17 protein-coding genes and 2 riboswitches are annotated in these 15,364 nt (G+C 48.5%); of the genes, 13 read left to right on the top strand and 4 right to left on the bottom strand.

Translation table 11 applies throughout. From position 1 onward, the window contains the following. The first annotated feature begins 3 nt into the window (after positions 1-3). From aspS to RBT11_03990, 5 genes are all read left to right on the top strand, one after another. Positions 4-1,794 (top strand): aspartate--tRNA ligase, encoded by a 1,791-nt coding sequence (gene aspS / locus RBT11_04010; protein MDX9785913.1) that lies wholly within the window; start codon positions 4-6, stop codon positions 1,792-1,794. 314 nt (positions 1,795-2,108) lie between these two features. Beyond that, positions 2,109-2,744: a DUF3786 domain-containing protein gene (locus RBT11_04005; GenBank protein MDX9785912.1), complete on the top strand. Its 636-nt coding sequence runs from the start codon at positions 2,109-2,111 to the stop codon at positions 2,742-2,744. A 30-nt stretch (positions 2,745-2,774) separates the two neighbouring features. Further along, positions 2,775-3,695, top strand: a complete 921-nt coding sequence (locus tag RBT11_04000; protein ID MDX9785911.1) for an MBL fold metallo-hydrolase — start codon at positions 2,775-2,777, stop codon at positions 3,693-3,695. Positions 3,696-3,719: 24 nt separating this feature from the next. Then, positions 3,720-4,049, top strand: a complete 330-nt coding sequence (locus RBT11_03995; GenBank protein ID MDX9785910.1) for a cupin domain-containing protein — start codon at positions 3,720-3,722, stop codon at positions 4,047-4,049. A gap of 72 nt (positions 4,050-4,121) precedes the next feature. After that, a complete protein-coding gene (locus tag RBT11_03990) occupies positions 4,122-4,718 on the top strand; it encodes a VOC family protein (GenBank protein MDX9785909.1) in 597 nt (198 codons plus the stop codon). A 16-nt stretch (positions 4,719-4,734) separates the two neighbouring features. On the opposite strand, the gene RBT11_03985 is transcribed toward RBT11_03990, so the two are convergent. Continuing rightward, the gene (locus tag RBT11_03985) at positions 4,735-4,917 is read right to left on the bottom strand and encodes a zinc ribbon domain-containing protein (protein ID MDX9785908.1); all 183 of its coding nucleotides are present in this window, start codon (positions 4,915-4,917) and stop codon (positions 4,735-4,737) included. 405 nt (positions 4,918-5,322) lie between these two features. Further along, positions 5,323-5,526: riboswitch (cobalamin riboswitch) on the top strand. A gap of 118 nt (positions 5,527-5,644) precedes the next feature. Between RBT11_03985 and RBT11_03980 the strand changes: the two genes are divergently transcribed. The 6 genes from RBT11_03980 to RBT11_03955 all read left to right on the top strand — a co-directional run bounded on the left by RBT11_03980 (position 5,645) and on the right by RBT11_03955 (position 10,861). After that, a complete protein-coding gene (locus tag RBT11_03980) occupies positions 5,645-7,156 on the top strand; it encodes a cobyric acid synthase (protein MDX9785907.1) in 1,512 nt (503 codons plus the stop codon). 1 nt (position 7,157) lies between these two features. Continuing rightward, positions 7,158-7,691 carry a bifunctional adenosylcobinamide kinase/adenosylcobinamide-phosphate guanylyltransferase gene (gene cobU / locus RBT11_03975; protein MDX9785906.1) on the top strand — a complete coding sequence of 178 codons (534 nt, stop codon included), beginning with the start codon at positions 7,158-7,160 and terminating at the stop codon, positions 7,689-7,691. Continuing rightward, on the top strand, positions 7,688-8,413 hold the full coding sequence (gene cobS / locus RBT11_03970) for an adenosylcobinamide-GDP ribazoletransferase (protein ID MDX9785905.1): 726 nt from the start codon (positions 7,688-7,690) through the stop codon (positions 8,411-8,413). Before cobU ends, cobS begins: the two co-directional genes overlap by 4 nt. Next, positions 8,410-9,231 (top strand): cobamide remodeling phosphodiesterase CbiR, encoded by an 822-nt coding sequence (cbiR, locus tag RBT11_03965; GenBank protein ID MDX9785904.1) that lies wholly within the window; start codon positions 8,410-8,412, stop codon positions 9,229-9,231. The genes cobS and cbiR overlap by 4 nt, the downstream gene beginning before the upstream one ends. 463 nt (positions 9,232-9,694) lie before the next feature. Next, positions 9,695-10,099, top strand: coding sequence for a cell wall hydrolase (locus tag RBT11_03960; GenBank protein MDX9785903.1), 405 nt, complete (start codon positions 9,695-9,697; stop codon positions 10,097-10,099). A gap of 186 nt (positions 10,100-10,285) precedes the next feature. Next, a complete protein-coding gene (locus RBT11_03955; protein MDX9785902.1) occupies positions 10,286-10,861 on the top strand; it encodes a lipid-binding SYLF domain-containing protein in 576 nt (191 codons plus the stop codon). 149 nt (positions 10,862-11,010) lie between these two features. On the opposite strand, the gene RBT11_03950 is transcribed toward RBT11_03955, so the two are convergent. Further along, on the bottom strand, positions 11,011-11,298 hold the full coding sequence (locus RBT11_03950; protein ID MDX9785901.1) for a hypothetical protein: 288 nt from the start codon (positions 11,296-11,298) through the stop codon (positions 11,011-11,013). A gap of 592 nt (positions 11,299-11,890) precedes the next feature. Between RBT11_03950 and RBT11_03945 the strand changes: the two genes are divergently transcribed. Next, positions 11,891-13,633: a glycosyltransferase gene (locus tag RBT11_03945; protein MDX9785900.1), complete on the top strand. Its 1,743-nt coding sequence runs from the start codon at positions 11,891-11,893 to the stop codon at positions 13,631-13,633. 83 nt (positions 13,634-13,716) lie between these two features. Next, the gene (locus RBT11_03940) at positions 13,717-13,878 is read left to right on the top strand and encodes a hypothetical protein (GenBank protein ID MDX9785899.1); all 162 of its coding nucleotides are present in this window, start codon (positions 13,717-13,719) and stop codon (positions 13,876-13,878) included. A 374-nt stretch (positions 13,879-14,252) separates the two neighbouring features. On the opposite strand, the gene RBT11_03935 is transcribed toward RBT11_03940, so the two are convergent. Further along, entirely contained in the window at positions 14,253-14,396 is a 144-nt protein-coding gene (locus tag RBT11_03935) for a hypothetical protein (GenBank protein MDX9785898.1), read from the bottom strand. 39 nt (positions 14,397-14,435) lie between these two features. Continuing rightward, positions 14,436-14,837, bottom strand: coding sequence for a pyridoxamine 5'-phosphate oxidase family protein (locus RBT11_03930; protein MDX9785897.1), 402 nt, complete (start codon positions 14,835-14,837; stop codon positions 14,436-14,438). A gap of 311 nt (positions 14,838-15,148) precedes the next feature. After that, a riboswitch (cobalamin riboswitch) is annotated at positions 15,149-15,355 on the top strand. Positions 15,356-15,364 lie beyond the last annotated feature (9 nt).

Below are 15,364 nucleotides of genomic sequence, written 5' to 3'. Positions count from 1 at the left end.
CAATTGGCAGATCTGCTGGGAGAAATGAGGCGGACACATCATTGTTGTGAGTTAAGTGCACGGCACGTTGGGCAGGAAGTCGTCCTGATGGGCTGGGTGCAGCGCCGTCGCGATCACGGCGGCGTGATTTTTGTTGATTTGCGCGATAAGGAGGGCATCACGCAGGTGGTGTTTAACCCCGAGCGGAATACAGCGGTTCACGAAAAGGCGCATGTGATTCGCAGTGAGTTTGTTTTGGCGGTTCGGGGAATCGTTTATGCCCGGCTTGACGGGATGAATAATCCCAACCTGAAGACCGGTGACATCGAAATCATGGCCGATGAGCTGTTGGTTCTGAACACTGCGCAAACCCCGCCGTTTCCCGTTGAGGAAAAAGTGGAGGTATCGGAGAGCATTCGGCTTAAATATCGTCATATTGATTTGCGCCGGCCGCAGTTTCAAAAAAACATCGTCCTTCGTCACAAGGCAGGGGCGGTTGTTCGGCAATATTTGAACAGCAATGGATTTTTAGATATTGAAACACCGGTGCTCACCAAAAGCACGCCCGAGGGCGCGCGGGATTATCTGGTGCCAAGCCGGGTCAATCCCGGTCAGTTTTATGCACTGCCCCAGTCTCCACAGCTCTTTAAACAACTTTTGATGATATCCGGCTTTGAGCGCTATTACCAGATCGTTCGCTGCTTTCGGGATGAAGACCTTCGGGCCGACAGGCAGCCCGAGTTCACTCAAATCGATATCGAGATGTCCTTTGTGGGCGAAGAAGACGTAATGCGGATCGCTGAAGGGCTGATGAGCGCCGTATTCAGGGAAGTTCGCGGACTTGAGCTGAAAACCCCGTTTCCGCGGCTGCCTTACGATGAGGCCATGGCCCGCTTCGGCCTGGATAAACCGGATCTGCGCTTCGAACTTGAGCTAAAAGAAGTTTCCGATATTGTAGCGACATCGGGTTTTAAAGTGTTTGCTTCGGCCGTTGAGAAAGGCGGCATGGTAAAAGCGCTTAATGCCAAGGGATGTATTCATCTGTCGCGAAAGGAAATTGATGATCTGACGGATTTTGTGGCGGTTTACCGTGCCAAGGGCTTGGCGTGGATAAAAGTAAAGGAAGATGAATGGCAGAGTCCCATTGCCAAGTTCTTTTCGGATTCGGAAAAGGCCGCTCTTGCGGAGCGACTTGATATGAAACCGGGCGATCTGGTGTTTTTTGTGGCGGATCAGCCAAAAGTGACCAATGAAGCGCTGGGACATCTGAGAAATCATCTGGCTCGAAAACTGGGCCTCATTGATGATAATGAGTTTAATTTTCTATGGGTCACGCGGTTTCCCATGATGGAGTATGACGAGGAGGCCAAACGCTATCAGGCACTTCACCATCCGTTTACGTCTCCCTTGGAAGAGGATTTCGATTTGCTTGAAACTGATCCGCTGGCCGCCAAATCCCGAGCTTACGATTTGGTCCTCAACGGCTCTGAGGTGGGTGGCGGCAGTATCCGTATTCACCAACTGGATTTTCAGAAAAAGGTGTTTAAGGCCCTTGGTATGGAACCTGCAGAATATGAGGAAAAATTCGGATTTCTGCTTAACGCGCTTGATTCCGGGGCCCCGCCTCATGGCGGCATCGCCTTTGGGTTTGATCGGCTGGTCATGATTCTATGCGGACAGCCGTCCATTCGAGACGTGATTGCTTTCCCGAAAACTCAGAAGGCGGCTTGCCTTCTCACTCAGGCGCCTTCCGAAGCCACGCCAGCGCAATTAGACGAGTTGAACCTGCGAATCAGAAAGTTAGCTTCGCTGTAACCAACGGGTATGAAAACCATTGGCCGGAAAGCGGAAGATGCCTTTATCGAACGCATCGTTCTTTCCGGCTTTCTTATGGGCGCGCCTCGCTGAAGATCTTCCTGTTTTTTTGGTGGTGGCGCAATCTACGAATTAATAGGTAATAACCTCCGGGGTACAAGTTTTTCTTGCATGGGCATCAATGCCGTGGGTATAGCTTTTGGACAAAGGGCGTTCCATTCAAGCGCTTTGCGGAACGGATTCTTCTTAATTATGCACACACCGTTCATGGCTAAACCGACTGTAACAGGGGTAATAGACACGGGTATTCAGAAATGACTTATTTAGTTGATTCGATACTTTTTCAAGATTTGGCCGCACTGAATTCTGAAACAGTTTGCAGAAACGCCCTGTGTGAATATGATCATGAGCACCGATGTTTTTATCTATCGGTATGGGGGGATCGATATGCCATTTATCCTTATGAAAAAAGAATTGACCGCTTAGGCGCTCACGACAAAGACGCCCATGAATACATAAATGTTTTTCTGCTTCATTACCTGCTGCAAGCCAAACAAATCGAAGCGACAAACGATTGGATTTCCGAAAAAGATATCCCGGGCGGCGCTACTTTTTTCCGCGGGCCCCATAAGATTCCGACGCATCTGATTTCACAGCAATACGGCAATAATTTGAAAGCATTTGGGGAAAGGTGCCAATCTTTGCAGGGTGTTCCTTTAGAACTGGCGGACATGGCCTATCGTTTTCAAATCACACCTCGTATTCGCATTGCGGTTTTATATTGGGAAGGGGATGAAACCTTTTTGCCCGAAGCAAAATTGCTGTATGATCGCTCCATTTCCAAGCAGTTTGCCCCGGATGTTATTTTTGCTTTGGCATGCGAAATCTGTCACAAAATTGGAAGAATGCCATCAACACCCCTTTCATCGGAAAATGGGTTGATAAGTTAAACGATAATATTCAGGAAGGTACGGGGGAAGATGCAGTCAAGGCCCAAAGGGGATTGCCCACCGGTAAAATTGGCCGAGAATTTCTGGTTGCTCGGCAACTATTATTTAAGTCTTTATCTGGTTCAGGGAAGTCATTCCTCCGCATTAATTGAAATGGGGGTTTCCGCAGTAACGGACACCGTGATTAACCAATTGTCATCATTGAATATATCACCAACTTATCTGATCGTAACCCATCCCCACAGTGACCACCTGACCGGGCTGGTCGGGCTCAGCAAAAGATTCCCATCCGCTACGCCGGTGTTTGGCCATGGCGCAAAAGATTTTCTGGCGCATCCCAAATCCCTTGAAATCATGGTACGAGAAGATCGATTTATCTCCAGGATGCTGGCGGTCAGGGGAGAGAGGGTCGATCGCCCGCCCATTAATCGTTTTCAATTTCCGAATCAGAGCCTGACTGTTGATGAATTCATGCAGATTGATCTGGGGGGTGTTGCTTTGCAATGTCGCTTGCTTCCGGGTCACTCACCAGGCAATATTCTCATCCATATACCCGAAAAAAATGCATTAATCGCATCCGATTCTCTCGGGTTTCGTATGCCGGGTCGCTTTTTCGTCCCGTGTTTTTTTACCGGTTTTGCGGATTATATGAACACATTGAATGCGTTGGCGGTGTTAAAGCCGGCGATTTTGGGCTTGGGTCATCAAGGACCCTTGTTCGGCGAAGCGGTGGATCACGCTTTTTCAAGTGCGCGCCAGGCAGCCTTGGATTTATATACTCAAATCACGGAAAACCGGGAAGATAGGCAGGCGATGGCCGATGAGATATTCCGCAAATTCTACATTGATGAATTTACCCTATACAGCGAAGAGAACATTCGAAGCTGCTGCCAACTTCTGGTTCGCAGGGCATTGGAGTATATGGCAGTCGGCGGCCAGGCGATATCGTAAAAAAAGAAAGGAAATGGTGACGTCATGTTTTACAAAAAAAGTAACGATCACTACATAACAGCGGTTTCCGGTGTCGACCGGAAAACGATCGTTTATGGTCAAAATACCTTGATGAGCGAGTTTAAGTTAAAGAAAAATAGTATATTGCCAATGCATGCACACCCGCAAGAACAAACGGGATATCTGGTTGCCGGCCGCATACGGCTCATCCTGGATACGCAGGTCCATGACTGCGAACCCGGCGATAGTTGGTGCATTCCTGGCGATATGGTGCATGGCGCGGAAATATTGGAGGATTCCATTGCGATTGAGGTGTTTTCACCGGCGAGAAAGGACTATCTTCCCGAAACCTAAAGTGAATGCCGGCTTCATCCGGTTTTTTTTCAGCGGAGACATCACGGATTAACCTAATGGGAGTTACATTTTATGGCCCGTTATAATGGAATCAATCATTTGGCGATGGTAACCAGCGATATGGACATGACCATTCGCTTCTGGCGCGATCTGCTGGGAATGCGGCTTGTCGCAGGACTTGGAAAAGAAGGATACCGTCACTATTTTTTTGAAATATCCGGGACGGATATGATCGCCTTTTTTGAGTGGCCGGGGGTGAAAAAAATTCCGGAAAGAGATCATGGTGTACCGGTTAAGGGCGCCATCGCATTCGACCATGTCTCCATCGGCGTTGAATCGGTTGAGGACCTCATTGAAATCAAACAGAAGCTGGCCGCGTCCGAGTTTTGGGTGTCCGAGATTATCGATCATGGATTTATCTATTCTATCTACGCGTTTGATCCGAACAATATCCCTATCGAGTTCAGCTATAATGTCCAGGCGGTTGATATTCGACGCAATCCTAAAATGAAAGACAAGCACCCCTGCAAAACGGCAATGGAAGGACCGGACCCGCAATCCGGTATCTGGCCGTTGCCGACCGTCAATACGGAAGCTGAAGAAAGACAAGTTTATCCCGGAGAGGGTAGAATTTTCGTAAGCGTCGACAATCTCAATATCAAAATTTGAATAACGGGTAGGTTATCTATTTCTTGGCGGCATAGCCATCCGCATACCATCCCCCGCCTTTGAGGGAAAAAGTGCATGTGGAAATGATTCTTTGGGCTTTTCCTTGGCATTTCGGGCAGTCAATGTGTTCCGTCCCCATTTTCACAAATTCTTCTATAATGGTGCCGTCTTTCGGGCATTGAAATTCATAAACCGGCATAATGAATTGTTCCTTTGAATGATAAAAAATTTAAACGTGCCACGACGTTGGCCTATTATCCATCGCAGTCCTGTTAGGTTAACACATAGCAATATCGAGAATTAGATTTTTTCATACACAGGTTCAGCCTGAATTGTCAAGACGGCTTTTTTTGAAATAGGCGTCCAAAACAGTTATACGAACGAACGACAACGGACAGGGCAATCGCATGTAGAAATGAACAGCCGGGAGCAAAAGCCTTGAGGGGGATCGGATGGAAGCTGCGGCACTGTTTGAACGCGTTCCGCGTGAGTTTGCCGCAGCTGGAATCCGATTTTTCTCAAGGCTGAAGCGGGCTATGGGTTACATGCGATTGCCCGACTGCGACAACGGATTATGCGCCTTGACAAGGTATGGCTACACAATGTATGTGAATCGACAAAAGGCGTTCGAGCTTAATAGGGAATTCCGTGCAAATCGGAAGCGGACCCGCCGCTGTAACCTCTAATTTCTTTAATAAAAATAGAAACCTGCCGGTAATGAGAAGCCACTGCCGCAACCAATTGTGAGTGGGAAGGCCGCCGGGCAGGGGAGGGAGCCAGAAGACCTGCCTTTTAATCAATCCGGCATTCCGCGGTGTATCGGAATCGGCGGTAAACTATATGCAAGGCCAAGGAAACAGGGTGCAGCCTTTCAGGATAAACTATCTTGAAAGGCTTTTTTATTGCAAAAATTTTGAAGGGTATTCATGTCATTAGAATGCGGGGACCAAAAAAAAGCCGCTTGCCTGGCGGTATTGGGGACGGGCTCGGATGTGGGCAAGAGCGTTATTTGCGCTGCGTTGTGCCGAATATTCGCCCAAAAAGGTGTTCGCGTGGCGCCATTTAAAGCGCAGAATATGTCGAACAATTCGGGCGTTACCCCTGATGGCCTGGAAATGGGGCGAGCGCAAATCGTTCAGGCCGAAGCAGCGGGAATGGCACCCCATGTGGACATGAATCCGATTTTACTAAAACCCACCAGTGATAGGCGCTCTCAGCTGGTATTGATGGGAAAGGTGGTGGACACCCATTCAGCCGCCGAATATTATCACCACAAGGAAACGCTTTTCCACACGGCCTGCGAGGCACTTGATCGACTGCGGAATCAATATGATCTAGTGGTCATGGAAGGGGCAGGCTCCTGCGCTGAAGTCAACCTGATGGATAGGGATATCGTTAATTTAAAAATGGCCACCTACGCCGATGCGCCGGTGATTTTGGCGGCTGATATTCACCGGGGCGGTGTGTTTGCTCAGATTATCGGCACGCTTGCCTGCCTTTCCGACCATCAACGGCATAGGATCGCAGGTTTTATCATCAACCGGTTTCGAGGGGATTCGTCTTTATTTTCCGATGGGGTGTCGTGGATTGAAGAAAAAACCGGCAAGCCGGTTTTCGGTGTATTGCCCTGGTTTCACCATTTCCGAATTGAAAATGAGGATTCAGTGGCCATTGAAGCACCGCCGGCCCTGAGACCGGAAAGAATCAACCCGCCGGCCGTGGCGGTGATACGCATTCCCCATATTTCCAATTTTACGGACTTTGATCCGCTGACCGCTGTAGACGGATTGCATGTATATTACCTGGAGAGGCCACAGGATCTCAATGCGTTTTCCGGGGTAATTCTGCCGGGCTCAAAAAGCACCTGTCATGACCTGAAGTGGCTCCATCGCACCGGCTGGCAGGATTTGATCACAACGTATGCCTCCCGTGGCGGGCATGTTCTGGGAGTCTGCGGCGGGTATCAAATGCTCGGGGAAATTGTTCATGATCCCGATGGGATTGAAGGAAAGCCCGGTAGCACGACCGGGCTATGTCTTTTGCCGATAGAAACCGTTTTGTCGGAACCCAAAACTACATCCAGAACGCGGTTTTCATGGAACGGTATTGAAGGGCTCGGATATGAAATCCATATGGGGAAAACCGATGTCAACGGCGGTACCGCGCTGTTTCTTATCACCGAAAAAAACGGCCTCGAAACCCATGAAACGGATGGCTGTGTCGCTGCAACCGGAAACATCATGGGAACCTATATTCATGGGTTATTCGATTCGCCGGGGATTATCCGCGCATGGTTGCAGGAAATCGGGGTAAACGGCTTAACGCCGCCTCCAATTCAAGGCGCCTGCGTCAGAGAAGAAAACTATGAGAAACTGGCCACACATTTTAAAACGCATGTGGATATGGACCGTATTATGCAGATGCTTCCGGAGGGATAACTTGAGAGAACTCATTTTGGTGACCGGCGGGTGCAAAAGCGGAAAGAGCCGCCATGCGCTCAACCTGGCAGAGCGGTTTGCTTTGCGGAAAATATTTATCGCCACCTGCAATCCGTTTGATGAGGAGATGAAACAGCGTGTGGCGCGGCACAAGCAAGAGAGAAACGATTCTTGGCAGACCCTTGATGTACCGGTACGGCTGCCTGAAGCCATATCCGATTATGCTAAAAAGGACACGGTTCTTCTGATCGACTGCCTGACCCTATGGATAAATAACCTGCTGTTGATTGCGGAAGATCCCGATGGTATTCACTCAGCGGTTGAAAGACTGATTCAGGCTGCAAATATAGCGCCTTGCCCGGTGATCATCGTCTCCAATGAGGTGGGTGCCGGGATCGTACCGGAAAACCGTTTGGCCCGTCTGTTCCGGGATATAGCCGGTATTTCCAATCAACAAATAGCCGCCGCGGCGGACCGGGTGATTTGCATGATGGCAGGGCTTCCCCTGACACTTAAAGAAACGAGATGCGGATGAACGGACTCATTGCCGCCATACAGTTTTTAACCGTCTTTCGTCTCTCGAAGCAAGCTGCTTTCGAACCCGAGAAAATGCTCCCCTTTTTCCCGGTGGTCGGTATTCTCATCGGTGTTTTTCTAGGCTGCTTTGATAGAACGATCGCGCTGGTTTGGGAAAATCATATTGTTTCTTTGCTGGATGTTCTGTTTTTGGCCTGGATAACCGGCGGGCTGCATATAGATGGCCTGGGCGATACGGCGGACGGACTTTATGGAAACCGGCCCAAAGAAAAAGCGCTGGCCATTATGAAAGACAGCCGCATCGGCGCCATGGGCATGATCGCCATCTTTTTCGGGTTAACGGTAAAATGGGCTGCGATCGACGGGATGGAATCAGGGCGGTTTATCGCCCTCTTGGTTGTGCCTGCCTTTGCGCGTTCAAGTATTTTGTTTGGCACACGGTTTTTGGCTTACGGCCGAACCGAGGGCCTTGGAAAGGATTTTTTTTCTTCAGCAATCCAATGGCGCTCATTTCTGTGGGTGCTTTTGCCAATAGGCTTATCCCTGTTCCTGGGCGGCAAAGCGCTGTTGGTAATCTGTGGCTTTTTTTTCCTGACCGGCGCCATGGTGCTGTTTTACAAAAAACGCATCAACTGCATTACCGGCGATATGCTCGGGGCGATGAATGAAATTTGCGAAGCCGGGCTTTTCCTGGTGGTTGCGATGGGATGTGCCCCGTGACGTCATTCCAACCGCTTGATCGGCCCTTTAAGGGTGTGTATCCATTTCGGCTCGCCACCACGTCCTTCATTTATTCCGCGGATTGGTGCACCAATGTTCGGTTATTGGGACCTTTTGTGGATGAGGTGGAGTTATTATTTCTGGAAAGCCGGTATGACGGTTGCTTTCCTTCCACGCGGGAGATTCACTGGCTTTCATCGCTGGCTGAACAATATACATTGACTTATAATGTGCACCTGCCCACGGACATTTCTTTGTGTCATACCTCGCCGTCGGAACGAAAAAAGGCGATTGAGATCTTGTACCACGTGATTGATTTTTCCGCCGCGCTAACCCCCTCCACCTGGACGCTCCATCTTCCGTTTGAACCCGATTCCGTCTCCATCGACAGCATTCAGGATTGGCGTGCCTGTTGCCGGGACGGCCTGGAAAGACTGATAAATCGCAGCGGGGTTTCTCCCAAAAAGCTTTCCATTGAAACGCTTTTTTATCCGTTTGAATGGATAGGCGATATTGTCAAGGACTTTCATTTGGGCGTGTGTATCGATACCGGCCACCTGATGCTGAAAAACGCAGATCCGCTGGCCGTGTATGCAGCATATGACGATATAGTTTCCATTCTTCATTTACACGGCGTGCATGAACAAAAAGATCATGTGTCTCTTGATAAACTTTCAACCAAGCGAAGCGAAAAGATTCTTTCTCTTTTGAAGCGTTACACGGGGACCGTCTCCATTGAGGTGTTTTCGTTTAATGATTTAAGAACCTCCCTATCATGGTTATCCCATCATTGGCAACAAAACCCTTTCCAAAGATAACTGATAGCAGAGCCTTGGGGATTAGGCCCTTTCGGACCTTTATCAGAAACAGACACGAAAAAGCGTGCATAACTGAAGAAGGTCGCTGGTAGCCTATCAGCCCAGCCGCTCAGCTTCCGGCTTTGCCGGTTTAAGGAGAAAAGATGCTTTTTCAGCGATTGTTCCGGATGAAAATCCTTACATACCTCATGCCTTTTCTACTTATTTTCTTTCTGCTCGGATGCGGGGGTGGGGGCTCTGGGGGCAGTAGTACAGATGGTGGATCTGAAAAACATCGAGAAGCGGTGGTTGCCGACAAGTCGACCGCGTCTGATCCGGCACCGAAGGCGAAAGTCGCCGAGAGCAAGGCGGGGGGGTACTGGAGCAGAACGCAGCGGCTGATGGTAGTAAGGCACGCCCTTCTCCATCCGAGATTATTACGAAAACTGAAGCGCAGGCAGTCGATCCGATCGGCGAAGAACCCTTGAACGATGCGATCACCTGTCTTTCACGCACCATCTACTGGGAGGCCAAGGGCGAGGGGATTGCCGGCATGGAAGCAATCGCCAATGTGGTTATGAACCGGCTAGGGCATGAAGGCTTTTCAAACACAATTTGTGAAGTTGTCATGCAAGGCCGCGAGCAGGGTGCCTGCCAGTTCTCGTGGTGGTGCGATGGCCGTTCGGATGACGTAAAAGAAGTTAAATCTTACGCAATCGCCAAGGAAATAGCTCGAAAAGCGCTCAATCGACAACTAATCGACCGCACCGGTGGCGCATTGTATTTTCACCATCGGAAAGTAACTCCTAGCTGGTCCTCGGAATACATCAAGACGGTCGATGTCGGAAAGCATGTCTTCTACAAACCTCATGGCGACGCGGCAAAATAGGGCACCATGCATTCGCCTTCTCGGCAGCATGATTACCACTCAGAGAACGATTCTCTCGATTTTTCAGTGAACATCATATGCCTTGCATCAGCGCCCTTGAGTGCATAATATGAACTGTATAAAGCCGTGTTTTTAGTACGGCGTTTTGCATCCGGCTATAACCTTAACCTTGAAAGGAGACCGGAAATGAATAAAATACCGTTTTTATTAATTGTCGTTTTTATCTTTGGCATATCAACCGTCGCCGTCCCCGCTGAAGTGGAGGACTATTCGAGCACTATCAAGGTATTTCGAGATTCGCCCGCCGTGGAAAAATTTTTCAAAAATTCATATGGCTACGCAGTCTTTCCCACTATTGGAAAGGCCGGATATGTAATCGGAGGGTCCTACGGCAAGGGACAGGTCTACCGTAGTGGAAAAGTAACGGGGAAATCAACTGTGGTTGAGGGATCGATCGGATTCCAGGCCGGCGGCAAAGTTTTCAGTGAAATCATCTTCTTCCAGGACAAGCGGGCCTATGATGAATTCAAGTCCGGAAATTTCGAATTCGACGCCACTGTTCAGGCGGTGGCCATAACGGCGGGAGCCGAGGCGCAGGTTGGAACCAAAGGTACCAGTATCGGCGCCAGTGCAGGTCCCAAGACCGGAGTTCAGGCGGAGATTGACTATTATAAAGGCATGGCCACCTTCGTGCACGCTCAGGGCGGTCTCATGTTCGAGTTTTCTATCGGCGGCCAGAAGTTCACCTTTGAGCCTCTATAATGTCTGGAAAAGTTAAGATTATTATGATTGTCAGTATCCATGCGCTTTTGGGGTCATCATATAGCCTTAAATTATCGTAAGCCAATGCTGAAACAAAGATAGACTCGCCTTGAATCTCATCGGTTTCAAGGCGATGCCTGTCCAGCCGCCTATTTAAATTTGCTTCGAGCCGATTTTACTGCCTCCTCCATTACCTCCCAGGCGCTTTGGACCCCTGATTTCAGATCTTCCCACGCGCTACCACCGGCTTCGCGCACCTCTTTCACCTTTTTCTCAACCTTTTTGTGTTTTTCCTGCATATTTTCGATTTGTTTTTGATATTCAATGCGTGAATCCGCTGCTGCCTTCTCGGCCTTTGCTTTCAGTTTATCGATTTCAGCATTCCATTCATCCAACTTTGCGTGTAATTTTTGTAAATAAACGTCTTTATTCGTCATGACCTTCTCCTCCTTTCGAATAGGTTGAGCCTGAATCGGTAAGCGATTACCTAAAATTATATTTAATATACCACCCTGTCGATTTTTTTACCATGGGGTCTATTTGGTATTTGATTCGCCTGGACCTTGTACGAAAGGTGCGCCTTCGGCGCTTGGAACCTGCCGTGAAATTGATCACCAACGCCTTTTAACAGGCCGGAACGAGGACGAAACCCGTGATGACGACGGGGTCGCAGCGGCCTGTTCCCGCGGCTTCTGTCAAAATCCGTTAATCTGACCCATGGTGTATGGATATCCATGCATCATAATGTTTTAAAAAAACAGGGGATTGAAAAATATACTCGGGATGTTGATGCCTTCATGTAGGGTTTATCCGCCACAAATTATTTTTCATCCGAATCGTTCATAAGATAAATTAAATGTTATTAAAGGTAGTTAGCCTGGACGATGCTGCCGATGGCACAACTGTTGCTCATTTATATTTTCAAAAAAACATAAGCATACATAAAGCTGTAATTGTCACTCAATATATTAATAAGATAGCGAAAAAATTATTAACCCATAAAAGAGGCAACTATTAATGAATTACTCTATGAGCACAGTATCGGCATTTATCAAAACAAAAAAATATATCAGCTCTGTTTTTCGTCTGTTGATTGTTCGATTTACCGAGAGGAAAGAGAAAAGTGGAATCGGGAGCGTGGATCGGGAATTATTGATTCCCTTGCTGGGGATACTGGCAATTGCGGGTTTGGCGGTATGGCTTACCAGTGCCAATTGGGAAAAAGTGGCGTTGATTCGGACCGCCATTCAGCAGCATTTCTGGGGAAACCTGATTCTGTGGTCAGCCGTGGTATTTATGCTGGTCAATGCCCTGGTGCTGATCTGGCGGATCGTGTTATTTAAGATGTATCGATCGAATCCCCCTTATAAAAACGCTGAATTGCCAAGGTGCACTGTGGTTGTGCCGGCTTACAATGAAGGCGCGCTGGTTTTAAAAACACTGGAAAGTCTCGCCAACAGCGATTATCCACCTGAAAAACTGGAAATTATAGCAGTGGACGACGGCAGCGCGGATGACACTTGGCAGTGGATTAAGACCGCCAAAAAAACACTTGGCGATCGGATCATGACGATCAAATTGCCGAGTAACAAGGGGAAGCGCCATGCACTTCATGTCGGGTTTTTAAACGCTATGGGCGATGTGTTCGTAACGGTGGACAGTGATTCCATTGTCGAACCAGAAACGCTTCGGTGCCTTGTCAGTCCATTTGCCGTATCCTCGCGAGTCGGTGCTGTCGCCGGCTGTGTTCGGGTCCTCAATCGACGTCAGGGGGTTATTCCGAGAATGCTGGATGTTGTTTTTACTTTCAGTTTTGACTTTATTCGTGCCTCTCAGAGCATGGTTAACACCGTTATGTGCACGCCAGGCGCCCTCTCCGCTTATCGCCGGGATATCGTCATGCGGGTTCTGCCGGAATGGCGGAATCAAACCTTCTGCGGCCGACCGGCAAATATCGGAGAAGACCGCGCCATGACCAATTTGATCCTGCGGGAAGGTTTTCATGTGCTGTATCAGGATAATGCCCGGGTTTTTACAAATGTGCCTACCGACTATGGCACCTTATGCAAAATGTTACTGCGGTGGGCGCGCAGCAACGTTCGGGAAACCATCGCCATGAGCCGGTTTGCGTTTCGACCTTTTCGTGAAGGGTCGATGCTCGGTGCGCGAATCAATCTGCTGTTGAGTTGGCTGAACTTGACGAAAGCACAGCTTTTGCTCTTGGCAACATGGGTTCTGATCTTTCAGTACCCCGGTGTCATTAGTTTAAATGTTATAACCGGGATCGTGTTTTCCGCCAGCCTCAGCGCAGGGCTGTATGCATGGCGTTACCGCAATTTCGATTGTCTCTGGGCGTATGCGTACGGCTTTTTCTGTTTTGCAGGCCTTTTCTGGATCACCCCCTATTCGCTGTTTACACCGCATCAGTCCGGATGGCTAACCCGTCAGGTGCCTCCCAGTCCGGCACATCAGGGGGGATATCAGGTCAAGTTGGTGCAAATGGGTTCACACGAGGTTGTCAGCCTGATATTGCACCAGCTGCACTCGAAGCAAACGCCTTATACGCGCCTGTCGCTTTCGTATCGTACCATCCGGAAAGGGCTATTTTTCAAACGGGTCAGGCATGCGCTGTTAATGAACCATTGCCGGCCGCAAATTTATGATTATTTTTTGCCTAATCCGGCAAAGCCGGATGCTGGGATGCTGGGATGCATAAAAGCCATCCTTCACCTTCGGCGAATATACACGCAAAAGCGTGCATGTTTCTGGTAAAGGGCCTGAACCTCCAAATATGGGGGGATCAAATCACTAAGAATTCCAAAATAGTTGTGACTCCTTAAAAGGAGGTGATCTTAATGGATTCAGATGAAAATATTAAAAAATATGATAAAAAAGAAGAGGATGTCGATAAAAAAGAGAAGAAATCGGAATCTGAAAACCGCTGTTGTTATGTAGTTGATGCTTGTGGGTGCGCTGTTGATCCTTGCGGGTGTTATGTCAGTTCCTGTTGTTGTTGATCCTTTTCTGTTCATACTTTATGCACTCTCTTCATTGAGTAATTACAACACCGCAGTGAAAAACAAAGCCCGGCGATTCATTCCGGGCTTTGTTATATAGCTTTGCGCTACGGTAATCATTTATTAAAATTTGAAAAACAGCCAATAACGGTACTCCGGCGCTACAAGATCATGCAACTATGTGAGCGCTGCCCGCTTTCCTTTGCAGCACGACGATAGCATGCCAAGTGCCGCTTAAAACTCGTTGAACAATAGTCGCACGCTCTGATTGCTTCCACCAGTCGCTGGTTTTCTAAAGTGCAACAATTTCGAGCTGATGTGGGTACTTGATTTTTCATTGTTAGCCCTCCTGTGTTTAGTTGAATTCACCACCATCACGCGCACTCACCGAAGCAATTGCGCTCCCGGGTCTTGCAAATGGCGGCTCCTTGCAACTCTTCCACGCAATCGACCCATTCATAGACGCAGTGTTCCTCGCACCGAAGTTCATTCGAATCTGAAAATTCCATATTATCCATATCCACCCCCTTTGACAGAACTGGGAATCGATTCTGTCGTTATTCAAAATCGTTGTGCGGCGCATGGGTAAAGGAGAAGGTTTTTTCAACGTGTACGATCAGTTTTCTTTCCACCTGCGGAATAGGGTGCATTGATTCAATTCCATGAGAAAACCCGTTTAAAATCGCCAACTCCTCGACTTTTTCCACCTTGCCTGTCAACTGATATCCTTGATCCGGATCAGGTTCCCAGACGACAATGGAAATTCGATTATTCTGATTTAAATTTTCGACGGTACCCGGGCAAAACCAGGCCTCTATAGAAATTCGATCATCGGAAATGCGCTTGATTTTGCCTGCCGCTGCCATATGAGGCAGTCCGGTGCCATCCGCTGTTGCGATAAAAACATGCCTCAGCTTTTCACTCAATGTTAAAGCCTTCACGATCAGGTTCGATTTCATAGGCATCCATCCTTAGAAAATTCTTCTCGCTTAAACCCCGATGGTTTTTAACCGATATGCGGTACGCCGTCTTTACTTAAAACAATAACCATTAAACCTAATTTTTAAAGCCGTTAATCCCTAAACAAAGGAGGCTTTTGATGACCGCGCGATTCTGGCTGTTGTTTGCACCTATCCCCAGGTGGCCTGGTGCGGACGGAGACCGAGGCGAAAGCGGCCGAGCGTTTCATCGATCACGCAGCTTATTTTGCTGATCTGGCAACAGGCCGAAATAGATTTGAATTTTCCTTGACATATGAGCCCCGATTATTTAAATCCCTGAATGTTCGGGTACAGTAAGTTTAAAAGGGAATCCCGTGAAAATCGGGAACGGACCCGCCGCTGTAACCCCGCCCATGAGAATTACCCTCCTGGGAACCTTTTTAGCGGATAATATGCCACTGCTCGATAACAGCGGGTGGGAAGGCGGCTGAAAAGGCGGGGAAGTCAGAAGACCTGCCCGATGTAGCACACGGATATCGTCCTCG

This window comes from Desulfobacterales bacterium (genome assembly GCA_034003325.1).
Lineage (GTDB): Bacteria > Desulfobacterota > Desulfobacteria > Desulfobacterales > JAFDDL01 > JAVEYW01.
This window is presented reverse-complemented; position numbering and strand designations above follow the sequence as displayed.

Excerpts from the sequence above, each read along its gene's own strand:
- RBT11_03935 (MDX9785898.1), bottom strand. The coding sequence starts at position 14,396 with ATGGATAATATGGAATTTTCAGATTCGAATGAACTTCGGTGCGAGGAA.
- RBT11_03950 (MDX9785901.1), bottom strand. The coding sequence starts at position 11,298 with ATGACGAATAAAGACGTTTATTTACAAAAATTACACGCAAAGTTGGAT.
- RBT11_04000 (MDX9785911.1), top strand. The coding sequence starts at position 2,775 with ATGCAGTCAAGGCCCAAAGGGGATTGCCCACCGGTAAAATTGGCCGAG.
- RBT11_03955 (MDX9785902.1), top strand. The coding sequence starts at position 10,286 with ATGAATAAAATACCGTTTTTATTAATTGTCGTTTTTATCTTTGGCATA.
- cobS (MDX9785905.1), top strand. The coding sequence starts at position 7,688 with ATGAACGGACTCATTGCCGCCATACAGTTTTTAACCGTCTTTCGTCTC.
- RBT11_03940 (MDX9785899.1), top strand. The coding sequence starts at position 13,717 with ATGGATTCAGATGAAAATATTAAAAAATATGATAAAAAAGAAGAGGAT.
- RBT11_04005 (MDX9785912.1), top strand. The coding sequence starts at position 2,109 with ATGACTTATTTAGTTGATTCGATACTTTTTCAAGATTTGGCCGCACTG.
- RBT11_03985 (MDX9785908.1), bottom strand. The coding sequence starts at position 4,917 with ATGCCGGTTTATGAATTTCAATGCCCGAAAGACGGCACCATTATAGAA.
- RBT11_03980 (MDX9785907.1), top strand. The coding sequence starts at position 5,645 with ATGTCATTAGAATGCGGGGACCAAAAAAAAGCCGCTTGCCTGGCGGTA.
- RBT11_03990 (MDX9785909.1), top strand. The coding sequence starts at position 4,122 with ATGGCCCGTTATAATGGAATCAATCATTTGGCGATGGTAACCAGCGAT.
- RBT11_03995 (MDX9785910.1), top strand. The coding sequence starts at position 3,720 with ATGTTTTACAAAAAAAGTAACGATCACTACATAACAGCGGTTTCCGGT.
- RBT11_03930 (MDX9785897.1), bottom strand. The coding sequence starts at position 14,837 with ATGAAATCGAACCTGATCGTGAAGGCTTTAACATTGAGTGAAAAGCTG.
- RBT11_03945 (MDX9785900.1), top strand. The coding sequence starts at position 11,891 with ATGAGCACAGTATCGGCATTTATCAAAACAAAAAAATATATCAGCTCT.